Raw genomic sequence first — 22,261 nt, forward strand, 5'->3', positions numbered from 1 at the left:
ATCTGGGCCACGGCCACGCCGTCGGCGAACAACCCCACCCGCGGCAGGACCACCCGCTCACCAGCCGCCATGGCCTGCTGCAGGCAGTTGGAGTCGTCCGGCTCGACGCCTATAACCTTGATTTCGGGGCGCAGGTATTTCACATAGGCGGCGATACCGGCGATCAGGCCGCCACCGCCCACGGGGACGAAGATGGCGTCCAAACGCCCGGGGTGCTGGCGCAGGATCTCCATGGCCACGGTGCCCTGGCCGGCGATGACGTCGGGATCGTCATAGGGCGGGACGAAGGTGTAGCCCTGCTCCTCGACCAGGCGCAAGGCCTCGGCCAGGGCCTCGGGAAAGGCGTCGCCGTGCAGCACCACCTCGCCACCACGGGACTGCACGCCGATGACCTTGAGCTCGGGCGTGGTGCGCGGCATGACGATGATCGCCCGCACGCCCAGTTCGCGCGCCGCCAGGGCCAGGCCCTGGGCGTGGTTGCCGGCGCTGGCGGCGATCACCCCACGGGCCTTCTCTTCGGTCGAGAGGCTGGCCAGCTTGGTGTAGGCGCCGCGGATCTTGAAGGAAAACACCGGTTGCAGGTCTTCGCGCTTGAGCAGCACCTGGCAGCCCAGCCGCTCGGACAGCGCCCGCGCCGGTTGCAGGGGCGTCTCGATGGCCACGTCGTAGACGGGGGCGAGCAGGGTCTTCTTCACATACTGTTCGAGCATCGGCGGGACGATCCGGTGGGTGCGGCGGGGGCGAAAAGTCTACTACGGGCACTCCCGGGTAGGTTAGCCAGGCCGTCCGAGCGGCTATAATCGGCGACCCTTCACCCGTTTCTCTGCGGATACCCCCATGAATCAGGACCAGCTCAAGCAGGCCGTCGCCCAGGCCGCGGTCGACCTCATCCTTCCCCAGCTCTCCCGCGACAGCGTGGTCGGCGTGGGCACCGGCTCGACCGCCAACTTCTTCATCGACCTGCTGGCCAAGCACAAGCTGGAATTCGACGGCGCCGTGGCCAGCTCCCAGGCCACCGCCGACCGGCTGAAGCGCCACGGCATCACCGTCTATGACCTCAACGGCGTCAGCGACCTGGAGTTCTACGTGGACGGCGCCGACGAAGCCGACGGCCACCTCAACCTGATCAAGGGCGGCGGCGCGGCCCTGACCCGCGAGAAGATCGTCGCCGCGGTGGCGCGCAAATTCATCTGCATCGCCGACGCCAGCAAGCGCGTCGACGTCCTCGGCGAATTCCCGCTGCCGGTGGAAGTCATCCCCATGGCCCGCAGCCACGTGGCCCGCGAGCTGGTGAAACTGGGCGGCGACCCGGAATACCGCGACGGCGTGGTGACCGACAACGGCAACATCATCCTCGACGTGCACAACATGCACATCGTCGATCCGGTGGGCCTGGAGGCCCGGATCAACAACATCGTCGGCGTGGTCGCCAACGGCCTCTTCGCCGCCCGCCCGGCGGACGTGCTGCTCTTGGGCACCGCCCAGGGCGTGGAGCGGTTGGAGCGCAGCTGAGTCTCTACCAGCGGCCAAGGCGTTCCGCCGATGTGGCCGCTGCTGCGTGACCCTATCGCGGCCGTGGGCCGCTCCTACCGATACACCGAGCGTCCTGTAGGAGCGGCCCATGGCCGCGATGGATGCCCTGCCAGCACGCAAGCAAAAGCCCCGGTCAGGCGAACCCGACCGGGGCTTTTCTATAACAGCTAAAGGCTTAGAACAGCACGCGGCAACGGATGGTGCCCTTGATGTTCTGCAGCTTTTCCTGGGCCAGGTCGGAGTAGTCGGCGTCGACGTCGATCACCACGTAGCCGACCTTCTCGTCGGTCTGCAGGTACTGACCGGAGATGTTGATGCCGCTCTCGGAGAAGACCCGGTTGATCTCCGACAGCACGCCCGGGACGTTCTGGTGGATGTGCAGCAGGCGGTGCTTGCCCGGGTGCGACGGCAGGGCCACTTCGGGGAAGTTGACCGAGGACACCGAGGTGCCGTTGTCGCTGTACTTGACCAGTTTCTCGGCCACTTCCAGGCCGATGTTGGCCTGAGCCTCGGCGGTGGAGCCACCGATGTGCGGGGTCAGGATGACGTTGTCCAGGCCACGCAGCGGCGAGACGAATTCGTCGTTGTTGGAGCGCGGCTCCACCGGGAAGACGTCGATGGCGGCGCCGATCAGGTGCTCGTCCTTGATGGCCGCGGCCAGGGCGTCGAGGTCGACCACGGTGCCGCGGGCGGCGTTGATCAGGATGCCGCCTTTCTTGATGGCGCGGATCTCGCGCTCGCCCATCATCAGCTGGGTGGCGGGGGTTTCCGGCACGTGCAGGGTGACGATGTCGCTCATGCCGAGCAGCTCGGTCAGGGAACCGACCTGCTGGGCATTGCCCAGGGGCAGTTTGGTGATGACGTCATAGAAGAACACCTGCATGCCCAGGCCCTCGGCCAGCACCGACAGCTGGGTGCCGATGGAGCCGTAGCCGATGATGCCCAGCTTCTTGCCGCGGATCTCGAAGGAGTTGGCCGCGCTCTTGATCCAGCCGCCACGGTGGCAGGAGGCGTTCTTGGCCGGGATGCCGCGCAGCAGCAGGATGGCCTCGGCCAGCACCAGCTCGGCGACCGAACGGGTGTTGGAATAGGGGGCATTGAACACGGCGATGCCGCGCTCGCGAGCGGCCTGCAGGTCGACCTGGTTAGTGCCGATGCAGAAGCAGCCGACGGCGACCAGCTTCTTGGCGCAGTCGAACACCTCTTCGGTGAGCTGGGTGCGCGAGCGAATGCCGATGAAGTGGGCGTCGGCGATCTTTTCCTTGAGCTGGGCATCCGGCAGGGAGCTGGTGACGTACTCGATGTTGCTGTAACCCGCGGACTTCAGGATATCCACGGCGGACTGGTGGACGCCTTCCAGGAGAAGGAAGCGGATCTTGCTCTTGTCGAGGGAAGTCTTGCTCATCTGCGTTGAATCCAGAGTTTCCAGGGAGAAGGATGCCGGCGCGGCGCAGGCCAGTTCAGCCAGCGGCAAAGGGGGCGCTATCTTAGCATGAGCCGCCGCATGCAGGTCCGGTTGCGACCTGAAGCTTTCTCAGGGCGACCATGAGCACCTTGCGACCCGCATCGCGCCGCGGCGTCCGCTTTTGGTTAAGATCGTGGGGTCAAGATCGCCCGCAGACGCCACTCACCAGGAGCACCCCATGGCCTACCAGCACCAGTACCTCGATGGCACCAAGATCCACTTCCCCCTGGGCAAGGTCGTCTGCATCGGCCGCAACTACGCCGAGCACGCCAAGGAGCTGAACAATCCGGTTCCCACCGAGCCCCTGCTGTTCATCAAGCCGGCCAGTTGCGTGGTGCCGGTGGCCGAGGGCTTCGCCATTCCCACCGATCAGGGTTCGGTGCACTACGAGGCCGAGATCGCCGTGCTGATCGGCAAGCCGCTGTCGAAGAAGCCTTCGCCGGAGGAAGTCCGCGACGCCCTCTCCGGCTTCGCCCCCGCCCTGGACCTGACCCTCAGGGACGTGCAGAGCCGCCTCAAGGAAAAGGGCTATCCCTGGGAGATCGCCAAGAGCTTCGACGGCGCCTGCGTGCTCGCGCCCTTCGTGCCGGGCGATGCCTTCGAGGACCTGGCCGACATCCCGGTGCGCCTGACCATCAACGGCGAGGTGCGCCAGGACGGCAACAGCCGCGACATGCTCAACCCCATCCTGCCGCTGATCCAGACCATCGCCGGGCATTTCTCCCTGCAACCGGGTGACGTCATCCTCACCGGCACACCGGTAGGTGTCGGACCGCTCAACGTGGGCGATCAACTGGTGCTGGAGCTGCCGGACGTTAGCCGCTTCGAAACCCGCGTGCTATAACCCCCGCCACCCCACCGTCGCCTGGCGGGTGCCTGGCGATGGTGTACCGGCACGGCCACGACGCTCTAGGCTTTGCCTGAAAAGTGCCTACGCTCGGCGACTGTGCAGACAAGCCATAACAAGAAGCCGTACGAGCCCGCATGTCCAGACTCCCCCGCCTCATCCTGTTCCGCCTCCTCCCCGCCTTCGTCCTGCTGGTGCTGATCGTCCTCACCTTCGTCTGGCACTGGAACGATAGGGCGCTGCTCTGGTGGCAGGAATACCGCACGCCGCCGGAAGTACGGGCCCAGGCGGTCTGGTTGCCGGACTACCAGGCGGTGATCCAGGGCAAGCCGCTGCCGGGCCTGGCCGAAGCCGAGACTTCCGACCTCACCTACGATCCCCGCACCCGCACCCTCTTCGCCGTCACCGGCAATACGCCCTACCTGGTGCAATTGAGCCTGACCGGCGACATCCTCAGGCGCATCCCGATCCGCAACGTCGCCAACCTTGAAGGCGTGACCGCCCTGGAAGACGGGCGCCTGGCCATCGTCGACGAGCGCCAGCGGCGGCTGTCGCTGTTCCAACTGGCGGACGACACCCAGGAGCTGGACGCCAACACCTTCGAGCATCATGACCTGGGCTTTCCCGACGCCGGCAACAAGGGCTTCGAAGGCATCGCCTGGGATCCACGGCGCCAACGCTTGATCCTCAGCAAGGAGCGCGACCCGGCCGCCCTCTTCACCCTGGCCAGCGACGGCCGCGGCGTTACCGGTACCCTCCAGCCCTTTCCCCTCAAGCAGCTGGTGATCGACTACTCCGCGGTGGCGGTCGATCCGCGCACCGGTCACCTGCTGGCGCTGTCTGATCAGTCCCACACCCTGGTGGAGCTGACCGCGGAAGGTTCACCGGTCAGCTTCATCAGCCTCAGAAATGGTCTGCACGGCCTCAAGGCGACCATGGAACAGCCGGAAGGCGTGGCCCTCGATGAGGCCGGCAATCTCTACCTGATTGGTGAACCCAATCTCTTCCACGTGTTTCACAAGGTGTCCAAAGCGGCGCAATGAGCGCCTATTCAGCTTGAATTCAGGGTGGCGCCCTTAGGCTGCGCGGCATCACCGCCTCAGGACCCTGTCGATGCTTCCGCTGTTTTCCCCGCGCACCCTGGGTGCCCTGTTGGGCGCCGCCCTGCTGCTGACCCTGACCCTGGTGGCCCAGCAGCACCGGCTGTTCGAGTGCCTCTGGTTCAACGTCCAGAGCCAGCTCCAGGCCGAGAGTCGGCAGGCCCGCTCGCTGTGGCTGCCGAGCTATCGCGTCACCGTGGAAGCGCGTTCCATCGGCGAGGGCATCACCGACGTCTCGGCGCTGAGCTTCGATCCGGATCGCCGCACCCTGGTCAGCGTCACCAACAAGCCGGCGCGTTTTCTCGAACTCGACCTGGACGGCCGGCTGCTACGCCAGGTGGACCTCAAGGGCTTCAGTGATCCGGAAGCCATCGAGTACATCAAGCCGGGTGTGTACATGATCAGCGAAGAGCGCCGCCAACGCCTGGTGCGGGTACATATCGGCGCCGACACCCAGGTGGTGGACATCGACGACCGCCAGGTCAGTCATCCCTTCAGCCTGAGCGATGTGGAAAGCGACAACCGCGGCAACGAAGGCCTGGCCTACGACGCCGCCCGCGAGCGCTTCTTCGTCGCCAAGGAAAGCGATCCGGTACGCATCTACGAGATCGACGGCCTGGGCAGCGAAGCCTTCGAGGGCCTGCAGGCCTTGTCGCTGCGCAGCGACCCCAAGCGTGACCGCCGCCTGTTCGTGCGTGACCTCTCCAGCCTGCAATTCGACCCTGGCACCGGCCACCTGCTGGCGCTCTCCGATCAGTCGCGGCTGGTACTGGAGCTGGATGACGACGGCAAGCCGATCAGCTCCCTGTCGCTGCTGCGCGGCCAGCACGGCCTGAGCCGCAGCGTGCCCCAGGCCGAGGGCGTGGCCATGGACGACCAGGGCCGGCTGTATGTGGTCAGCGAGCCGAATCTGTTCTATCGCTTCGAGAAGCCATGAGGTAGAGGCTCATCGCGGCCAAGGCGGTCCGCCGCCTGCTCGGATAGCCCCCCCTCCCCCCTGGGAGAGGGTTGGGGTGAGGGCGCGCCCGGCAGCGATGGTCATATAGAAAAGGCTGCGCCGTTTTTCACGCTACGCGGCCAGTGTTGGGCTTCGACGAAGGAGCCGTCTCAACCCAACCTACGGGAATCGCCGTAGGTTGGGTTGAGCGCAGCGAAGCCCAACAGGCTTTGGCACCTCCCCCTCACCCCGGCCCTCTCCGCAAGAGAGAAGGGGGTGGTCCGGCGCCGTGGATAGCAGGGCGACAATGGATCGCACGCCCGACCGAACTGGTAGCCCAAGCACTCGCTCGGATAGCCCCCTCTCCCCTCGGGAGAGGGTTGGGGTGAGGGCGCGCCCGGCAGCGATGGTCATATAGAAAAGGCTGCGCCGTTTTTCACGCTACGCGGCCAGTGTTGGGCTTCGACGATGGAGCCGTCTCAACCCAACCTACGGGAATCGCCGTAGGTTGGGTTGAGCGCAGCGAAGCCCAACAGGCTAGAGCGGCTTCGCCCTCACCCCAGCCCTCTCCCGGAGGGCGAGGGGGTGGTCCGGCGTCGACTCCTATCATTGTCGCCAAGCGATGCCCTACTCCCCCTGCTCGAACAACTCTTCCAGATAGCGTCGCGCATTGGCCACATAGACCTGAGCGTTGGCCGCCAGCTGCGCCTGCTGGGCGTCGCTCAGGGTGCGGACCACCTTGGCCGGCGAGCCGAGCACCAGGGAGCCGTCGGGGATCACCGCGTTCTCGGTGACCAGGGCATTGGCGCCCACCAGGCAGTTGCGCCCGATGCGCGCGCCGTTGAGCACCACGGCGTGGATGCCGATCAGGCTGCCGTCGCCGATCTCGCAGCCATGCAGCATGGCCTGGTGGCCGACGGTGACGCCACGCCCAAGGGTCAGCGGCGAGCCGGGATCGGTGTGCAACACGGCGCCGTCCTGCACATTGCTGTCCGGACCGATGTGGATCAGCTCGTTGTCGCCGCGCAGCACCGCGCCAAACCAGACGCTGGCGCCTTCATCCAGGCGTACCTTGCCGATCACCGCGGCGGTGGGCGCGACCCAGCTGTGCGGATGGGCGTCGACGCGGTGTTCTCCCAGGCGGTACTTCATGGTGCTCGTCCTCGTGTTGTTGTCATTGGCGGAAGGGCCGATTGTTCGCCGATGCGAGCCGCGGGTGCAATCGGTTCGCGATCAGCCCATCGGTTGTTGCAAGTCATTCTCGATAACGAAAGAATGCCTTCAGGGAACCTAAGACCGCAGGACTGCGACGAATGACCACGGCCAGAGCGCTGGGAAAGGGCGCTGCCCTTTGCAAAGCTTGCTGCCGCTGACGTCCCCGGCCCCTACCAGGCCAGCGTTGCCGCTGCACGCGGTGACCTGTCGTCAGCCACCCCGGCCCAGGCCGGTTTCCCGAGACCACCGGAATCTGCGAGCGCCCGATGCGTACCACCTGGAAATTCCTGTTGCCCCTCGCCGTCACCGGACTGCTGGCGCTGCTGCCTGCCCCCGCCGGCCTGCCCAGCCATGCCTGGCTGTACTTCGCCCTCTTCGCCGGCGTGGTGGTGGGGCTGATCCTCGAACCCCTACCCGGGGCGGTGATCGGCCTGATCGGCGTGGCCCTGGCCGCCTTGCTGGCGCCCTGGGTGCTGTTCAGCCCGGCGCAATTGGCGACACCGGGCTTCCGCGCGCCCCAGGAGGCGCTGAAATGGGGCCTGGCGGGCTTTTCCAACAACACCGTCTGGCTGATCTTCAGCGCCTTCATGTTCGCCCTGGGCTACGAAAAGACCGGTCTCGGCCGACGGATCGCCCTCCTGCTGGTCAAGGCCATGGGCCGCCGGACCCTGACCCTGGGCTACGCGGTGATGCTGGCGGACCTGGCCCTGGCGCCCTTCACGCCGTCCAACACCGCGCGCAGCGGCGGCACCGTCTACCCGGTGATTCGCAACCTGCCGCTGCTCTACGATTCCAAGCCCAACGACCCCAGCGCCCGGCGCATCGGCTCCTACCTGATGTGGGTGGCGATTTCCTCTACCTGCGTCACCAGCACCCTCTTCCTCACCGCCCTTGCGCCCAACCTGCTGGCCGCCGCCCTGATCGAGAAGACCGCCCAGGTGCACATCAGCTGGGGCCAGTGGTTCATCGCCGCCGCGCCCATGGGCATCCTGCTGCTGGCCGTGCTGCCGCTGTTGGCCTACTGGCTGTATCCGCCGGAGATCAAACGCAACGACCAGGTACCGCTGTGGGCGGCCAGGGAACTGGCCGAACTCGGCCCGCTGACACGCAACGAGAAGCTGCTGCTGGCCCTGGTGATCGGCGCCCTGGCGCTGTGGATCTTTGGCGCGGCCTGGGCCGATCCAGCACTGGTGGGGATCCTGGTCATCGTGCTGATGCTGCTGCTGAAGGTCATCAACTGGAACGATGCCCTGGGCAACAAGGCCGCCTGGAACACCTTCGCCTGGTTCGCCACCCTGGTGGCCCTGGCCGACGGCCTGACCCGGGTCGGCTTCGTCGCCTGGTTCGGCCAGTGGGTCGCCGGCCACCTGGGCGGCTTCCACGCCGGCACCGCCATGGTGGCGCTGGTGGTGGTCTTCTATCTCGCCCACTACCTGTTCGCCAGCTCTACCGCCCATACCACCGCCCTGCTCCCCGTGATGCTGGCCGCCGGCATGGGCATCCCCGGTATCGACCTGCCGGTATTTGCCCTGCTGCTGGGCACCTCGCTGGGGCTGATGGGCATCATCACCCCCTATGGCACCGGGCCAAGTCCGGTGTACTACGGCAGCGGCTACCTGCCCAGCGCGGACTACTGGCGACTGGGGACCATTTTCGGCGCGCTGTTCCTGCTGGTGCTGCTGGGGATCGGGGTGCCGTGGATCATGATGGTGGCGTGAGGGGTAGCTGGGCGTTCGGTGCCCAACGCCTGGGTTGGGGTGATCCGGGCGGATCGGCGTAGGTTGGGTTGAGCGATAGCGAAGCCCAACACTTTGGGCTATTGGTGCCCTAGCTACTTATAGGGGTTTGCTGGCGGCTCTTGTTTCGCCTGGCCGGCGACTCACTTTTCTTTGCTTGTGCAAAGAAAAGTAAGCAAAAGAAAGCACACCCCAACATTTCGGCCCTTCGCTGCGCTCCGGGTCCCCTCGCTCCGGTGCCGCTCCGGGGGCGCGGCACGAAGGGGCCTCCTGCCCCTCGCGCCTTGCTCGGCGTCCTGCCTCGCATCCCCCCTCCGCGACACCTACACTCGGCCTCACTGACGGGGGTGGGGCGCAAGCCTGAGACTGTGGTGTTAACAGGGCCGTAGCGTGGAAAACCGCGCAGCGTTTTCCACTGGAAGGTACAGACACTATCAGTGGACAAGGCTGCGCCGTTGTCCACGCTACAGACGGTTATGGCTCTTCAACCAACACTTTCAGGCTAGCGAACCGCCCCGTTCAGGAGGGCGAACGGCAGTGTCGTGGAGTGGGGCGAGCCGCATGGATGCGGCGAGAGGTCCAGTGGGCCATGGACGGCCCATCTGGACCGCCCCCGGAACGGCGCGGGCGTGAGCGGACCTGGAGCGAAGCGGAAGGCCGGATGGTCGGGGCAAGCGTTTTTGCTTACTTTTTTCGCGACTGAAAAAAGTAAGTCGCCCGGGTGGGCGAAACAAGAGCCACAAGCAGACCACGATGAACAGCCAGGGCACCATTAAGCCAAGGCACTTCGACCGACCTTCGCGATGTTGGGCTTCGCTATCGCTCAACCCAACCTACAGAACCCACCCATCCCCTCCCCCCAATAATTTCCCCTCCACCCGACCTTTTGCTTAGGGACCTAAGCATCCCTTCGGCGTAGAATCCACATTCTTAGTGTGCTTTCGATAACACCCGCAGAGGTCGTCATGTCCCACCGTATTCGCCATCCCGGTTTCGCCGCCAAGCGCCAGAGCGCCGAGCAGGCCGCGCAGTTCATCCGTCACGGCATGACCGTGGGCATGAGCGGCTTCACCGGGGCCGGTTATCCCAAGGCCGTGCCCGGCGCCCTGGCCCAGCGCATCACCGCCAGCCACGGCGCCGGCGAGCCCTTTCGCATCAAGGTGCTGACCGGGGCGTCCACCGCACCGGAGCTGGACGGTGCCCTGGCGCGGGTCGATGGCATCGAGTTGCGGGTGCCCTTCCAGTCCGATCCGGAGCTGCGCAGCCGCATCAACGCCGGCGGCCTGGATTACATGGACATCCACCTGGGCCAGCTGGCGGAAAAGGTGCGCTATGGCTTCTTCGGCAAGATCGATGTGGCGGTGGTGGAGATCGCCGCGATCCGCGAAGACGGTCTGCTGGTGCCCTCTTCCTCGGTGGGCAACAACAAGACCTGGCTGGACATGGCCGACGCGGTGATCCTCGAGGTCAATCGCTGGCAGCCCGACGCCCTGGACGGCATGCACGACATCTACACCGATGGCGCCCTGCCGCCCCACCGCACGCCCATTCCGCTGGCCCATCCCGGCGACCGCATCGGCTCGCCCTACCTGGAGGTGCCGCTGGACAAGGTAGTGGCCGTGGTGGAGACCGATGCCCCCGATCGCAACAGCCCGTTCAAGGCCCCCGACGCTGCCTCCCAGGCCATCGCCGCGCACCTGCTGGACTTTCTCCGCTTCGAGGTACGCCAGGGACGCATCCCGGCCAACCTGCTGCCGATCCAGTCGGGGGTCGGCAACATCGCCAACGCCTTCATGCAGGGCCTGGCCGAGAGCGAGTTCGAAGGGCTGACCGCCTTCACCGAGGTGATCCAGGACGGCATGCTGGAATTGCTCATCAGCGGCAAGATGGAATTGGCTTCGGCGACGTCCTTCTCCCTGAGTCCGGCGGGCATCGAGCGCTTCCTCGAACACGCCGAAGCGCTGCGCCAGCGCATCATCCTGCGCCAGCAGGGGGTGAGCAATCATCCGGAACTGGTGCGCCGTCTGGGCTGCATCGCTCTGAACGGCATGCTCGAAGCCGACCTCTATGGCAACGTCAACTCCACCCACCAGATGGGTACGGGGATGATGAACGGCATCGGCGGCTCCGGCGACTTCGCCCGCAATGCCTATCTGTCGGTGTTCATGGCGCCGAGCACGGCCAAGAACGGGCTGATCTCGACCCTGGTGCCCATGGTCAGTCACGTCGACCATACCGAGCACGATGTCTCGGTGATCGTCACCGACCAAGGCTTGGCCGACCTGCGCATGCTCAGCCCCAAGCAGCGCGCCCGGGCCATCCTCGAACACTGCGTGCACCCCAGCTTCCGCCCGGCACTGGAGGACTACTTCGCGCGCGCCCTGGCCGGCAGCCATGGCAAGCACACCCCGCACCTGCTGCCCGAGGCCCTGGCCTGGCACGAGCGCTACCTGGTCACCGGTAGCATGCTCGGCCCCGCCGCCCAGGAAGCCCACGACTGAAAGGCAAGGCGTCCGAGCCTACTCGGGCGCCCTTTCGCTCCGCCATCCCTGCCGTTCGTCGCCCATCTGCAACTAATTGTGACTTTTTGCCAGCGCGCTGTGTAAAAAGCTGTCCTGTCGGATTCCCAGCCGACATTCCGGGTGATAAAAGACGTGAAATCTCTGAGCAATGTCCTTGATCTGCAAGGGGCATTGCCGTTCGCGGTTGTTCTAATTCCGCCCCCTTTGAGAGCTGCTACCGTGAAGATCTGTCATCAACTCGCCGGCTTGTTGCTGGCTGGCTTGGTCGGGCTGAGTCCGGCCGTCCTGGCCCAGACCCCACCGAAGGTCAAGGCCGCGGCTGCCGCCACTGCCCAGCGCCTGGCCTCGAACCACGCCCTGGTCGTGGACCTCAAGACCAACCAGGTGCTCTTTTCCCAGAATCCCGATCAGGTCGCCCCCATCGCCTCGGTGACCAAGCTGATGACCGCCCTGGTGGTGCTCGATGCCAAGCTGCCGCTGGAGCAGACCATCGACATCGACATCAGCGAGAATCCGGCCATGCGCGGCATCTTCTCGCGGGTGCGCCTGGGCAGTCAGCTGACCCGGCGCGACATGCTGCAACTGGCGCTGATGTCCTCGGAAAACCGCGCCGCTACCAGCCTCGCCCACCACTATCCAGGTGGCCAGCGCGCCTTCGTCGCCGCCATGAATGCCAAGGCCCGCGCCCTGGGCATGAAGAACACCCGCTACGCCGAGCCCACCGGCCTGTCGCCGCTCAACGTTTCCACCGCGCGTGATCTGGTCACCCTGCTCAAGGCCACCGAACGCTATCCGCTGCTCGGTCAGCTCAGCACCACCCCGGAAAAGACCCAGGCCTTCCACAATCCCAACTATGTGCTGGGCTTTCGCAATACCAATCACCTGGTCTACAACGCCGACTGGAGTGTGCAGCTGACCAAGACCGGCTACACCGACAAGGCCGGTCACTGCCTGGTGATGCGCACCGTGATGGCCGGTCGTCCGGTGGCCTTCGTGGTGATGGACGCCTTCGGCAAGTTCACCCACATGGCCGATGCCACCCGCGTCCGCCGCTGGCTGGAAACCGGCGCCCTGAGCCCCCTGCCGGGCGCGCCCAAGGCGGGCCGCAGCACGGTATTGGCGCGGCAGTGACGCCCGCCTGAGCGAGTCCCGAAGCCGCGTTCCGACGCGGCTTTTTCATGCCTGGCGCTTTTCCACGGGTCGGATAGGCGCCGCCTCGCCTGGCAGGATCGGCGGCGGCGGACAATAGTTATCCCTAGCGCTGGAGACCGCAGTACCGGCACGCCCCCACGCGAAGAGGTGTCCCGATGAAGCCCGCTCTGTCACGTCGCCAACTCCTGCACTGCGCCTGCTGCCTGCCGGTGGCCGCTGCCCTGGCCCCGTTGGCCCTGCCTGCCCTGGCCGCGCCGGCCAAGGCCCACACTACCCTCACTGCCGAGCAGGCCCTGCAACGGCTGATCGACGGCAACCAGGGCTTCATGGACGACCAGCCCTTGCATGGAGAAACCAACCGTGATCGGCGTCTGGCGATCGCCAAGGGCCAGACGCCCTTTTGCGTGCTGGTGTCCTGTTCGGATTCGCGGGTCTCGCCGGAGCTGCTGTTCGGCCGTGGCCTGGGCGAGCTGTTTATCGTGCGCAACGCCGGCAACACCCTGGACACCACCGCCCTGGGCTCGGTGGAGTACGCCATCAGCCAGCTGGGGGTGCCGCTGATCGTGGTCATGGGCCATGAGAAATGCGGCGCGGTGGAAGCCGCGGTGGCGGTGGTGGAGCAGAACGCCCTCTATCCCGGTGCCATCGGCGCCATGATCGAACCCATCCTGCCGGCGGTGCTCAGCGCCCGCGCCGGCAATCCACCGGATCTGTTGGAAGCCGCGGTGCGCAGCAATGTGCAGCGCACGGTCCGGCGGCTGCGCGCGGCCTCCGAGCCGACCCTGCTCGCGCCGCAACAGGACGGTCGGGTCAAGGTGGTGGGCGCCTACTACACTCTGGAAAACGGCCATGTGGACTTCTTCGACGTCTGAGGCGGGCACCCCGTGCCTCAGGTGCGGTCTAGGGCTGTATCCCCTATATGGAAAGCCCCATGAGCAAAGACGCGATCGCCCACCAGTACTACGAGACCGTCACCGGCCGCTGCTGGCTGGATGACGTGCGCGAATGGCGCCGCTTGCAGGCCGAGGCCCAGGCCGCCGCCGATCGCTACCTGGCCTGCCCGGAGGATCTCGAGGCGCCCGAACGCCTGCGCCTGGAACAGACCTGGCGCGCCAGCAACGAAGAAGCCGGCGCCTTCTGGCAGCGCATGTGGGCGAATCTGGATCGCTAGTGAGCGGCAAAGGCCTCAGGTAGCGCTGGTGACAAGCTCCAGCAGGCCTTCGGGGACCAGTCGGCAGGTGTCGTCAAAGGAATCGAGCGAGCGCCAGGTGGCCATGAAAGCTTCACCATCGCTCTCTTGGCCGGGCAGCTCGGTCTGCGCATAGAGCTGCCGATCGGCAAATTCGGCCAGGTAGACCAGCACCACCTCGTGACCCGGCCGTCCCGCGTAGCTGAACAGCGATTCCAGGGCGCCCAGCAGCCTCAACTCGGCCAGCTCGACGCCCAGCTCTTCGCGGATCTCGCGATGCACGGCCGCCTGGCTGGTTTCGCCGAACTCCACGCCACCGCCCAGGGGCCGGCAGAAACTTCGGCCATCGTGCGGATCCTGCGTCTCACGCACCAGGATGCGGTTGCCCTGACGCAGGACACAGAGCGCCAGGACGCGGATCTGGCCGTTCATCACACCAGCCCTTCCGCCTTCAACTCGCTCTTGAGATAGGCGTAATACACCGGCGCCGCCACCAGCCCCGGCAGGCCGAAGGCCGCCTCGAACACCAGCATGGCCACCAGCAACTCCCAGGAACGGGCGCTGATCTGGCCGCCGACGATGCGAGCGTTGAGGAAGTATTCCAGCTTGTGGATGGCGATCAGGTAGCCCAGCGCCGCCACCGCGACCCAGATCGACAGCGACAGGCCGGCGATGAAGATCAGGGTGTTGGACATCAGGTTGCCGATCACCGGCAGCAGACCGAGGATGAAGGTGAGGATCACCAGGGTCTTGGCCAGCGGCAAATGGACGTCGAACAGCGGCAGCACCCCGAGCAGGAAGATGCCGGTCAGGGTGGTGTTGAGCAGGGAGATCTTGATCTGGGCGAAGACGATGTTGCGAAAGGCCTGGGCCACCAGGCCGAGCCGCACCAGCAGCGCGCCGGACAGCGGGCGCAGGCGCTCGGGATCGGGGGTGGGCTGCAGGGCGACGATGGCGCCGAGGATCATGCCGATCAGCACGATGACGAAGGTCCGCGCCGCATCCCGACCGAACAGCTGCAGTTGCGCCACATGGGCGCGCACCCACTCCACCAGCTCCTGCTTCATGCTATCGGCGTTGGCTGGCAGGTAGGCGTCCAGCGAGGGCGGTAACTGGGCGCGGGCACGCTCGGTGAGCACCATGAACTTGTCCAGCAGCCGCCCGGGGTTCTGGACTTCCTGGATGATGAAGCTGGTGAACCAGACGAAGAACAGCGTTAGCAGGCTCACCACCAGGGCGCCGAGCAGGGCCACGGCGAGCCAGCGCGCGCCGCCGCCGGGCATTTGCCGCTGCAGGCGCCCGGCCAGGGTGTTGACCAGTTCGTACACCAGCAGGCCGGCCAGCAGGCTGGGCAGGAGCTTGAGCGGGAGAACCAGATAGAGCGCGGTGAAGACGATGATCCAGCTGGCCAAGATGGCCTGGCGTTGCGTGAAGGCGTACATAGATTACCGGCGGCAGAATCCCTGCCCGCAGTCTGACAGTCTGCCGCCTCGCCGCCCAGCCTGGACAGCGAAGAAAGCCCGGACCTCTGTTACCCGGCATTACCCGGGCGGGCGCTGTTCAACCCATCTTCCTAGCCGGCCAGTTCGGCGGCGCAGACCTGCGCGCGGCCCTGGTGCTTGGCCGCATAGAGCTGCGCATCGGCGGCGGTGATCAGGGCGGCCGGATCGACGGCGGTGGGCGGCAGCGCGGTGGCCACGCCCAGGCTCAGGGTGACGTAGCCGGTCACCGAGGAATAGCCGTGGGTCAGACGCTGGTCGCGGACCTGCTGCAGCAGCCGCTCGGCGACCTGGCTGGCCCCCTCCAGATCGGTGCCCGGCAGCAGGCAGCCGAATTCCTCGCCGCCGTAGCGCGCCAGCAGGTCGTAGGGGCGGAACAGGCCCTGGCCCAGCGCCTGGGCGACCTGACGCAGGCACTGGTCGCCGGCCAGGTGGCCATAGTGGTCGTTGTAGGCCTTGAAGTGATCGATATCCATGAGGATCAGCGAAAACGGCGTGCCTTCTCGCTGGCTCTGGCGCCAGCCGCGAAGCAGCGCCTCGTCGAACTGACGCCGGTTGGCGACGCCGGTGAGGCCATCGACCAGGGCGATGCTGCGCAGGGCGTCACGTTGCGCCTTGAGGGTCAGCTGGGTGCGCACCCGGGCGCGGACGATGACCGGATTGATCGGCTTGCTGATGAAGTCCACCGCGCCCAGCTCCAGACCGGTCACCTCTTCGTCCGGGCCCTCCTGGCCGGTGACGAAGATCACCGGGATGGCGGCGGTGGCCGGATCGGCCTGCAGCCGGCGCAAGACCTCGTGGCCGTCGAGCTGGGGCATCATCACGTCGAGCAGGATCAGGTCCGGCTGCTGGGCCAGGGCCAACTGCAAGGCCTGGGCGCCGCTGGTGGCCATCAGGGTCTCGCAGTCCTGGCGAAAGAGCTCGTGAAGGATGCGGATGTTCAGCGGTTGGTCGTCGACGATCAGCAGCTTGGGCTTGCTGCGCCGCCCGGCGGCCTCGGCGGTCGGCGGTGTCATAGGGCTTCCTTCAGATCCGGCAGGGTGGTGAGCGCCGCGGCGAAGTCGAGGGTCTCGACCTGGGCGCGCAAGAGGTCGTAGCGCACCTGGGCCTCGGCGCGGCAGTGCACCGGCAGCTCGGCGACCAGGTCCAGGGCGTCGAGGTTGCCCTGGCTGAGCAGCTGTTCGAGTTCGTCCAGCCGGGCGGGCCAGTCGACCTGGGTGTCAGTGTCAGGGTCGGTGTCCGCGTCGGTACGCACCGGCAGCGGCAGGATGTCGGCCAGGGCGCCGCGCAACTCGGCCAGGGCCTCGTCGAGCAGCTGTCGCAGAGTCGCCACTTCCATCGCCACCTCCGTGGGCACGCCCGTTCCGGCCTTGCCGGCGCGTTCGCCCTCGGCGGCGCGCGCGGCCAGGCGCTGGGCACCCATGGTGCCGGCGCTGCCCTTGAGGGAGTGTAGTACGGCGATCGCGGCTTCGCTGTCGGCGGCATGCCAGGCCCGGGCGAGGGCTTCCAGCAGACCGGCGGAGTCCTCGGCGAAGCGTTCCAGCAGCGAGCCGAACAGCCGGGCATCACCACCGAAGCGACGCAGGACGATGCTCAGGGGTTCCACCTGGCGATCCTCGGCGACCGGCGCGGCCGTGGGCGCGGCGTTCACCTCCTGCCCGGTCAGGCGCTGCAGGCGGGCGACCAGCAATTCCAGGTCGATGGGCTTGCCGATATGGTCGTCCATGCCGGCGGCGAGGCAGGCGTCGCGGTCGGTATGGGAGGCATTGGCGGTCATGGCCAGGATCGGCAGGGTGCGGAAGCGACCGTCGGCGCGGATGCGCCGGGTGGCTTCCAGACCATCGATGTCAGGCATCTGCATGTCCATGATGACCACGTCCAGCGGCGCGCCGGAGAGCACCCGCTCGACGCCCTCCAGCCCGCCCTCCGCCAGCTCCACCTGGGCGCCCTGGGCCAGCAGCAGTTCGGCGGCCACCTGACGGTTGAGGGCATTGTCTTCCACCACCAGCAGGCGCAGCCCGGCCAGGCGACGACTTTCGTCGACCACCGCGGCGGCGTGCACGCCAGCCGGGATCTCGGCGCCCAGGGCGCGCTCCACCACCTCGACGATCTGCGCCGGGGTCACCGGCTTGGTCAGGTAGTCATCGAAGGGAGCGTCGGCGCTCTGCTGGGTTTCGGTGAGGAAGTCGCGGCCGAAGCCGGTGAGCATGATGACCTTGGGTCGACTGGCCTGCTGGTGCTCGCGCAGTTGCCGGGCCGTGGCCAGGCCATCGCCGTCGGGCATGCGCCAGTCCATGAGCACCGCCTCATAGGGCTGCGCCTGCTGTTGGGCCTGGGCGACCTGCGCCAGGGCGGCGGCGCCGCTGGTAACCAGATCCACCTGCCAGCCGAGGGCCGCCAGGGTCTCCACCAGCACCTCGCCGACCAGGATGTTGTCGTCGGCCAGCAGCACCCGGCGGCGGACCGGCGCCAGCTGGGCCTCGCCCTGGCTGTCCACCGCCAGGGTGGCATCGAACCAGAAGCGGCTGCCCACCCCCAACTCGCTTTCCACCTGCAACTGGCCATCCATCAGCTCCACCAGGCGCTTGCAGATGGCCAGACCCAGCCCGGTGCCGCCAAAGCGCCGGCTGATCGAAGCCTCGGCCTGGGTGAAGCCCTGGAACAGCTGCTCCTGCTGGGCCGGGCTGATGCCGATGCCGGTGTCCTGCACCGAGAATTCCAGGCGCAGCTGGCCGTCCACGCGGGACAGCTGGCGCACGCTGACCAGTACCTGCCCCGCCTCGGTGAACTTGAGGGCGTTGCCGGCCAGGTTGATGAGGATCTGTTGCAGCCGCAGGCTGTCGCCGATCAGGGCGGTGGGCAACCCGGCGTCGAGGTGATAGTTGATCTCGACGTTCTTCTCGCCGCTGTTGCCGGAGAGCACCACGCCCAGGTTGCGCAGCACCTGCTCCAGGCTGAAGGGGTGCACATCCAGCTGCAGCTTGCCCGCCTCGATCTTGGAATAGTCCAGCACGTCGTTGAGCAGCCCCAGCAGCGAGCGTGCCGCCTGCTGGGCCTTGGTCAGGTAGTCGTCCTGACGAGCGTTCAGCGTGGTGCGCTGCAGCAACTGCAGCATGCCCAGCACGGCATTCATCGGCGTGCGGATCTCGTGGCTCATGTTGGCCAGGAAGGACGATTTGGCCTGGCTGGCCAGGTCGGCGCGGGTGCGTTCCTCGCGCAACCGGTTCTCCAGTTCCAGCTGTTCGGTGATGTCGCGGTTGATGCCCACCACCCGCAGCACGCGCCCGCGCGGATCGCGCTCGGTGCGGGCACCGGCGATGATGTGCCGCAGCGAGCCGTCCTGACGACGCACCCGGAACACCGGATCGAACACCGCGCGGCCAGCCATGGCGACGCCCAGGCGCTCTTCGGCGCTGACCAGGTCGTCGGCGTGCACGCGGTCGCGCCAGTCGTTGTAAGTGATACCGTTGGCGCGCTGGGCCTCGGTCCATTCGTAGAGCTCGAACATCCGCTCGTTACACTGCACCTGGCCGGTATCGGGCTGCCAGCACCAGATGCCCAGCTGGGCGACGTCGGCGGCCATGGTCAACTGGTCGCGGGCCTGCAGCAGCGCCTGGCGCTGGCGGCTCTGCTCGGTGATGTCGGCGATGATGGCCACCGCCAGGCGCTCGCCGTCGGTCCACATCACCCCCAGGCTCAGGGTCATGGGGAAGACGCTGCCGTCCGCGCGACGGCCTTCCATCTCCTGCCCCTGCGGACCGGCCTGGTCGTCGGGGATTTCCTGCGGACAGCTGAACAGCGCCTCGTAGCCGGCCAGATAGCCGGGGATCAGGCGGCGGATGGGTTGGCCGACCACCTCGTCGGCGCGATAGCCGAAGATGCGTTCGCCGGCCGGGTTGAAGGAGCGCACCAGGCCATGGCTGTCCACGGTAACGATGGGACTGACCGCGGTATCCAGGATCGCCCGGGTCAGGGCCAGGCTGGCGGCCAGCTCCTGTTCGGCGGCCTTGCGTTCGGTGACGTCCGAGGCGATGCCCAGGTAGCCGCTGATCTGGCCGGCGGCATCGCGCATGGTGGTCACCACCAGGCTGACGTCGCGGTGTTCGCCGTCGCGGCGGACAAAGGTCCACTCCCGGGCGTCGGCACCGGCGCGCTCGGAGCGCTCCACCAGCACCCGGAAACCGGCGACCGGCAGGCCGTACTCGGCTTCCAGGGCCGCACCCCGGGTCGCCAGCTCGTCCGGCAGATGGAAGTCGCTGGCCTGCCAGAGTCCCACCACCTCGGCGGCGCGATAGCCGAGCAGCCGCTCGGCGCCTTCGTTGAACAGGGTGATGCGACCGGCGCGGTCGGTGGCGATGATGCCCACCTCGGAGGCCGCGCGCAGCACGTCGCCGAGCAGGCGGTTGGTCTGGCTGAGTTCGGCGGTGCGCTGGGCCACTTGCTCTTCCAGTCGGGCATTGAGGGCCAGGATCTCAGCCTGGGCGGCCTTTTGCAGCGAGATGTCGCGCACCGTCTTGGAAGCGCCGACCACCCGGCCGTCACGACCGCGCATGGGCGAGACGCTGACGAGGACGTCGATCAGGTGACCGTCGCGGTGCTGACGACGGGTCTCGAAGTGCGGCACCGGCTCGCCGCGGCCGATGCGCGCGAGCACCGACCACTCCTCGTGCTCAAGCTCCGTGGGCACCACCAGATCGAGCAGGCGCTGGCCCACGGCTTCGCTGGCACGGTAGCCGAACAGCTCTTCCGCGGCGTGGTTCCAGCTCAGCACCACGCCCTGGAGGTCCTTGCTGATGATGCCGTCGGAGGAGCTTTCCACCACCGCGGTGAGGTTGGCCTGATCCTGCTGGTACTGGCGGCGCCGCTGGCGGGTGGTGAACAGCGCGAAGGTCAGGCCGGCGGCCAGCAGGCTGACCAGCTTGCCGACCAGATGCACCAGGGGTATCGAGACCAGGTTGAGGCCGGCGATGAAGGCCGGGGTGGCGGTAAACGCCATCTGCCAGCGCCGCCCATAGACATCACGGGTGGCGCTCACTTCCGAGAGTCCCTCGGCGACCGGCTCCCGGGTATCGCCGCGGGTATAGAACAGCGTGGGCCGCGCCGGCTCGGTCACGTCGGTCAAGCGGATCAGCAGACCCGGGATATCCAGGCGCAGGCTGCCGAACAGTTCCTCGATGCTCAGGGGCACATAGGACCAGCCAAGGGTAGCGGCCTCGCGGCGTGCCAGGTCCTTGGGCAGCAGGCCGTCACGGTAGATGGGCAGCATCAGCAGCAAGCCGCGCTCGGGCGGTTGATAGGCCTGCAACTCCACAGGCCCCGACAGGTGCATGCTACCCCGCTGCATGGCCAGCACCGCCGTCTCGCGGCGTACCGGCTCAGACGCCGCATCCATGCCGACGGCACGCTGGTTGAGCGCCACCGGCTCGACGTACTGGACGACGAACCTGTCGCCGCCATGGGGCGCGAAACTGCGAATGGCGAAGTCCGGCCAGCCATCGGCGCGCGCTTCGTGGACGAAGCGCTCTTCCTCGCCGACGGGAACCCGGCGGATGAAGCCTATGCCACGGGCCCCGCGAAACTCCTGGTTCAGGTCGTGGGTACGACCGTAGTGCTCCAGCAGTTCCCGCGACAGCCCCGCGCCGGCCACCACGATGACGTCACGCATGCCGCTCAGGCTGTACTCATAAACCCGCAGCCGCTCGGCGATCTGCTCGCGCACGTCGGTCGCCGCCGCGTTGAGGGCCGTCTGTACCTGTCGCTCGTTACGCTCGGTCAGATGGCGCATGGTCAGGCTGGTCAGCAGGACGCCGAACAGAAAGACGCCGAGACTCCAGCGTACGCGAGAGGATTTGCACAGCCTGCTGAACATGAAGCCCCTGGTGGCAAAGGGTGCCACGCCGTAGGTTAGGCGGTGCCAGGCCGGGCCGGCGCCGTGCTGGACGCGGGCCGCTAGCAGACCTGGCGGTAACGCTTAGCCCATCGGCGGGAAAAAAGACTTTCTTGATGCCATAGATCGCCGGCCTGGCTGGACCCCAGCGGCGAAGGCGCTAAAAACAGCAGACCAGAGCGAGTTCGCGCGCTAATTAGTTTTACTTTTTCTGACGAATGGCAGGCGGACCACGGCGTTCACGCGCGCGTTGCTGACCTGCTGGACAACAAAAAGGGAGAGCCAACCTGAGGTCAGCTCTCCCTTTCGAGGGTTGCCGCGAGGGCTAGATGCGGAAGCCGCCCACCAGTCGCTGCAGGCGACCGGCCTCGGCTTCCAGGGCGGTGCAGGCCGCCAGAGTGGCCTGAAGGTTGTCGACGCCCTGCTGGTTCAGCAGGTTGATCTCGCTGATGTCCATGTTCAAGGTCTCCACCACCGAGGTCTGTTCCTCGGTCGCCGTTGCGACGGACTGATTCTGGCCGTCGATCTCGCCGATGCGCTCGGTCACGCTGCCCAGGCGTTCACCGGCGCTCTTGGCCACCTGCATGCTGTGGGCGCTCTGCCGCTGGCTTTCCTGCATCAGGGCCACGGCGTCGCGCGAGCCGGTCTGCAGCTCTTCGATCATCTGCTGGATCTGCTGCGCCGAACTCTGGGTGCGGCTGGCCAGGGAGCGCACCTCGTCGGCCACCACGGCGAAGCCACGTCCGGCTTCACCAGCCCGCGCCGCCTCGATGGCGGCGTTGAGCGCCAGCAGGTTGGTCTGCTCGGAGATGCCGCGGATGACTTCGAGGATCTGGCCGATGTTGGCGGTCTTGCCGTTGAGGGCTTCGATGTGTTCGCAACTGGTGCCGATTTTGCTCGACAGCGCCTGCATGGCGTGCAGGGCTTCGTCGAGCACCTCGCGCCCCTCCTCGCCCTGGGCGCGGGCCGTGCTGGCCTCGCCCGAGGCGTGGGCGGCGTTGCGGGCGATCTCCTGGGCGGCGGCGCCCAACTCGTTGATCGCCGCGGCCACGCTGGTGGTGCGCTGGGCCTGGATATCGGACTGTTGCATGGACGACTGCGAGGCCTCCAGCACCCGGCGGGTACTCTGATTCAGCTCGCCAGTGGTCTGGGCCACATCGCGGATCGAGGTATGGATCC

Annotated in this window: 17 protein-coding genes; 9 read left to right on the forward strand and 8 right to left on the reverse strand. The window is 66.9% G+C overall.

Annotated elements, in window-relative coordinates; all coding sequences use genetic code 11:
• Window positions 1-710 (reverse strand): pyridoxal-phosphate dependent enzyme (locus tag BMZ43_RS23565; protein ID WP_143075325.1); only part of this gene is annotated, 710 nt, incomplete at its 3' end.
• Window positions 711-837: 127 nt separating this feature from the next.
• Here BMZ43_RS23565 and rpiA point away from each other — a divergent pair.
• Complete coding sequence (gene rpiA / locus BMZ43_RS23570) at window positions 838-1,512, forward strand: ribose-5-phosphate isomerase RpiA (RefSeq protein ID WP_064307602.1); 675 nt, start codon at window positions 838-840, stop codon at window positions 1,510-1,512.
• 196 nt (window positions 1,513-1,708) lie between these two features.
• Here rpiA and serA read toward each other — a convergent pair whose 3' ends face one another.
• Entirely contained in the window at window positions 1,709-2,938 is a 1,230-nt protein-coding gene (serA, locus tag BMZ43_RS23575) for a phosphoglycerate dehydrogenase (protein ID WP_017639986.1), read from the reverse strand.
• A gap of 238 nt (window positions 2,939-3,176) precedes the next feature.
• Here serA and BMZ43_RS23580 point away from each other — a divergent pair, with 238 nt between their 5' ends.
• From BMZ43_RS23580 to BMZ43_RS23590, 3 genes are all read left to right on the forward strand, one after another.
• Window positions 3,177-3,842, forward strand: coding sequence for a fumarylacetoacetate hydrolase family protein (locus BMZ43_RS23580; protein ID WP_017639987.1), 666 nt, complete (start codon window positions 3,177-3,179; stop codon window positions 3,840-3,842).
• 140 nt (window positions 3,843-3,982) lie between these two features.
• Entirely contained in the window at window positions 3,983-4,888 is a 906-nt protein-coding gene (locus BMZ43_RS23585) for an SdiA-regulated domain-containing protein (RefSeq protein ID WP_064307601.1), read from the forward strand.
• A gap of 70 nt (window positions 4,889-4,958) precedes the next feature.
• Window positions 4,959-5,882, forward strand: a complete 924-nt coding sequence (locus BMZ43_RS23590; protein ID WP_093257193.1) for an SdiA-regulated domain-containing protein — start codon at window positions 4,959-4,961, stop codon at window positions 5,880-5,882.
• A 627-nt stretch (window positions 5,883-6,509) separates the two neighbouring features.
• Here the strand turns inward: BMZ43_RS23590 and BMZ43_RS23595 are convergent.
• A complete protein-coding gene (locus tag BMZ43_RS23595) occupies window positions 6,510-7,034 on the reverse strand; it encodes a gamma carbonic anhydrase family protein (protein ID WP_017639990.1) in 525 nt (174 codons plus the stop codon).
• Between the two features lie 329 nt (window positions 7,035-7,363).
• On the opposite strand from BMZ43_RS23595, the gene BMZ43_RS23600 reads away from it, so the two are divergent.
• The 5 genes from BMZ43_RS23600 to BMZ43_RS23620 all read left to right on the forward strand — a co-directional run bounded on the left by BMZ43_RS23600 (window position 7,364) and on the right by BMZ43_RS23620 (window position 13,678).
• A complete protein-coding gene (locus BMZ43_RS23600) occupies window positions 7,364-8,815 on the forward strand; it encodes an anion permease (protein ID WP_093257197.1) in 1,452 nt (483 codons plus the stop codon).
• A gap of 983 nt (window positions 8,816-9,798) precedes the next feature.
• Complete coding sequence (locus tag BMZ43_RS23605; RefSeq protein WP_064308403.1) at window positions 9,799-11,334, forward strand: acetyl-CoA hydrolase/transferase family protein; 1,536 nt, start codon at window positions 9,799-9,801, stop codon at window positions 11,332-11,334.
• Between the two features lie 240 nt (window positions 11,335-11,574).
• Window positions 11,575-12,486, forward strand: coding sequence for a D-alanyl-D-alanine endopeptidase (gene pbpG, locus BMZ43_RS23610; RefSeq protein ID WP_017639993.1), 912 nt, complete (start codon window positions 11,575-11,577; stop codon window positions 12,484-12,486).
• 176 nt (window positions 12,487-12,662) lie between these two features.
• Window positions 12,663-13,379, forward strand: coding sequence for a carbonic anhydrase (locus BMZ43_RS23615; protein ID WP_017639994.1), 717 nt, complete (start codon window positions 12,663-12,665; stop codon window positions 13,377-13,379).
• A gap of 59 nt (window positions 13,380-13,438) precedes the next feature.
• Window positions 13,439-13,678: a hypothetical protein gene (locus BMZ43_RS23620; protein ID WP_017639995.1), complete on the forward strand. Its 240-nt coding sequence runs from the start codon at window positions 13,439-13,441 to the stop codon at window positions 13,676-13,678.
• A gap of 15 nt (window positions 13,679-13,693) precedes the next feature.
• Here BMZ43_RS23620 and BMZ43_RS23625 read toward each other — a convergent pair whose 3' ends face one another.
• From BMZ43_RS23625 to BMZ43_RS27535, 5 genes are all read right to left on the reverse strand, one after another.
• On the reverse strand, window positions 13,694-14,128 hold the full coding sequence (locus BMZ43_RS23625; protein ID WP_093257201.1) for an NUDIX hydrolase: 435 nt from the start codon (window positions 14,126-14,128) through the stop codon (window positions 13,694-13,696).
• Entirely contained in the window at window positions 14,128-15,138 is a 1,011-nt protein-coding gene (locus tag BMZ43_RS23630; RefSeq protein WP_064308407.1) for an AI-2E family transporter, read from the reverse strand. The genes BMZ43_RS23625 and BMZ43_RS23630 overlap by 1 nt, the downstream gene beginning before the upstream one ends.
• 131 nt (window positions 15,139-15,269) lie before the next feature.
• On the reverse strand, window positions 15,270-16,211 hold the full coding sequence (locus BMZ43_RS23635; protein ID WP_017639997.1) for a diguanylate cyclase domain-containing protein: 942 nt from the start codon (window positions 16,209-16,211) through the stop codon (window positions 15,270-15,272).
• On the reverse strand, window positions 16,208-21,064 hold the full coding sequence (locus BMZ43_RS23640; protein ID WP_093257205.1) for a PAS domain S-box protein: 4,857 nt from the start codon (window positions 21,062-21,064) through the stop codon (window positions 16,208-16,210). Before BMZ43_RS23640 ends, BMZ43_RS23635 begins: the two co-directional genes overlap by 4 nt.
• Before the next feature lie 343 nt (window positions 21,065-21,407).
• A complete protein-coding gene (locus BMZ43_RS27535; RefSeq protein ID WP_371100587.1) occupies window positions 21,408-22,172 on the reverse strand; it encodes a methyl-accepting chemotaxis protein in 765 nt (254 codons plus the stop codon).
• Between the last annotated feature and the right edge of the window lie 89 nt (window positions 22,173-22,261).

Source organism: Pseudomonas sp. Snoq117.2, assembly GCF_900110545.1.
GTDB lineage: Bacteria > Pseudomonadota > Gammaproteobacteria > Pseudomonadales > Pseudomonadaceae > Chryseomonas > Chryseomonas benzopyrenica.

Excerpts from the sequence above, each read along its gene's own strand:
- rpiA (WP_064307602.1), top strand. The coding sequence starts at position 838 with ATGAATCAGGACCAGCTCAAGCAGGCCGTCGCCCAGGCCGCGGTCGAC.
- serA (WP_017639986.1), bottom strand. The coding sequence starts at position 2,938 with ATGAGCAAGACTTCCCTCGACAAGAGCAAGATCCGCTTCCTTCTCCTG.
- BMZ43_RS23580 (WP_017639987.1), top strand. The coding sequence starts at position 3,177 with ATGGCCTACCAGCACCAGTACCTCGATGGCACCAAGATCCACTTCCCC.
- BMZ43_RS23585 (WP_064307601.1), top strand. The coding sequence starts at position 3,983 with ATGTCCAGACTCCCCCGCCTCATCCTGTTCCGCCTCCTCCCCGCCTTC.
- BMZ43_RS23590 (WP_093257193.1), top strand. The coding sequence starts at position 4,959 with ATGCTTCCGCTGTTTTCCCCGCGCACCCTGGGTGCCCTGTTGGGCGCC.
- BMZ43_RS23595 (WP_017639990.1), bottom strand. The coding sequence starts at position 7,034 with ATGAAGTACCGCCTGGGAGAACACCGCGTCGACGCCCATCCGCACAGC.
- BMZ43_RS23600 (WP_093257197.1), top strand. The coding sequence starts at position 7,364 with ATGCGTACCACCTGGAAATTCCTGTTGCCCCTCGCCGTCACCGGACTG.
- BMZ43_RS23605 (WP_064308403.1), top strand. The coding sequence starts at position 9,799 with ATGTCCCACCGTATTCGCCATCCCGGTTTCGCCGCCAAGCGCCAGAGC.
- BMZ43_RS23615 (WP_017639994.1), top strand. The coding sequence starts at position 12,663 with ATGAAGCCCGCTCTGTCACGTCGCCAACTCCTGCACTGCGCCTGCTGC.
- BMZ43_RS23620 (WP_017639995.1), top strand. The coding sequence starts at position 13,439 with ATGAGCAAAGACGCGATCGCCCACCAGTACTACGAGACCGTCACCGGC.
- BMZ43_RS23625 (WP_093257201.1), bottom strand. The coding sequence starts at position 14,128 with ATGAACGGCCAGATCCGCGTCCTGGCGCTCTGTGTCCTGCGTCAGGGC.
- BMZ43_RS23630 (WP_064308407.1), bottom strand. The coding sequence starts at position 15,138 with ATGTACGCCTTCACGCAACGCCAGGCCATCTTGGCCAGCTGGATCATC.
- BMZ43_RS23635 (WP_017639997.1), bottom strand. The coding sequence starts at position 16,211 with ATGACACCGCCGACCGCCGAGGCCGCCGGGCGGCGCAGCAAGCCCAAG.
- BMZ43_RS23640 (WP_093257205.1), bottom strand. The coding sequence starts at position 21,064 with ATGTTCAGCAGGCTGTGCAAATCCTCTCGCGTACGCTGGAGTCTCGGC.
- BMZ43_RS27535 (WP_371100587.1), bottom strand. The coding sequence starts at position 22,172 with ATGCAACAGTCCGATATCCAGGCCCAGCGCACCACCAGCGTGGCCGCG.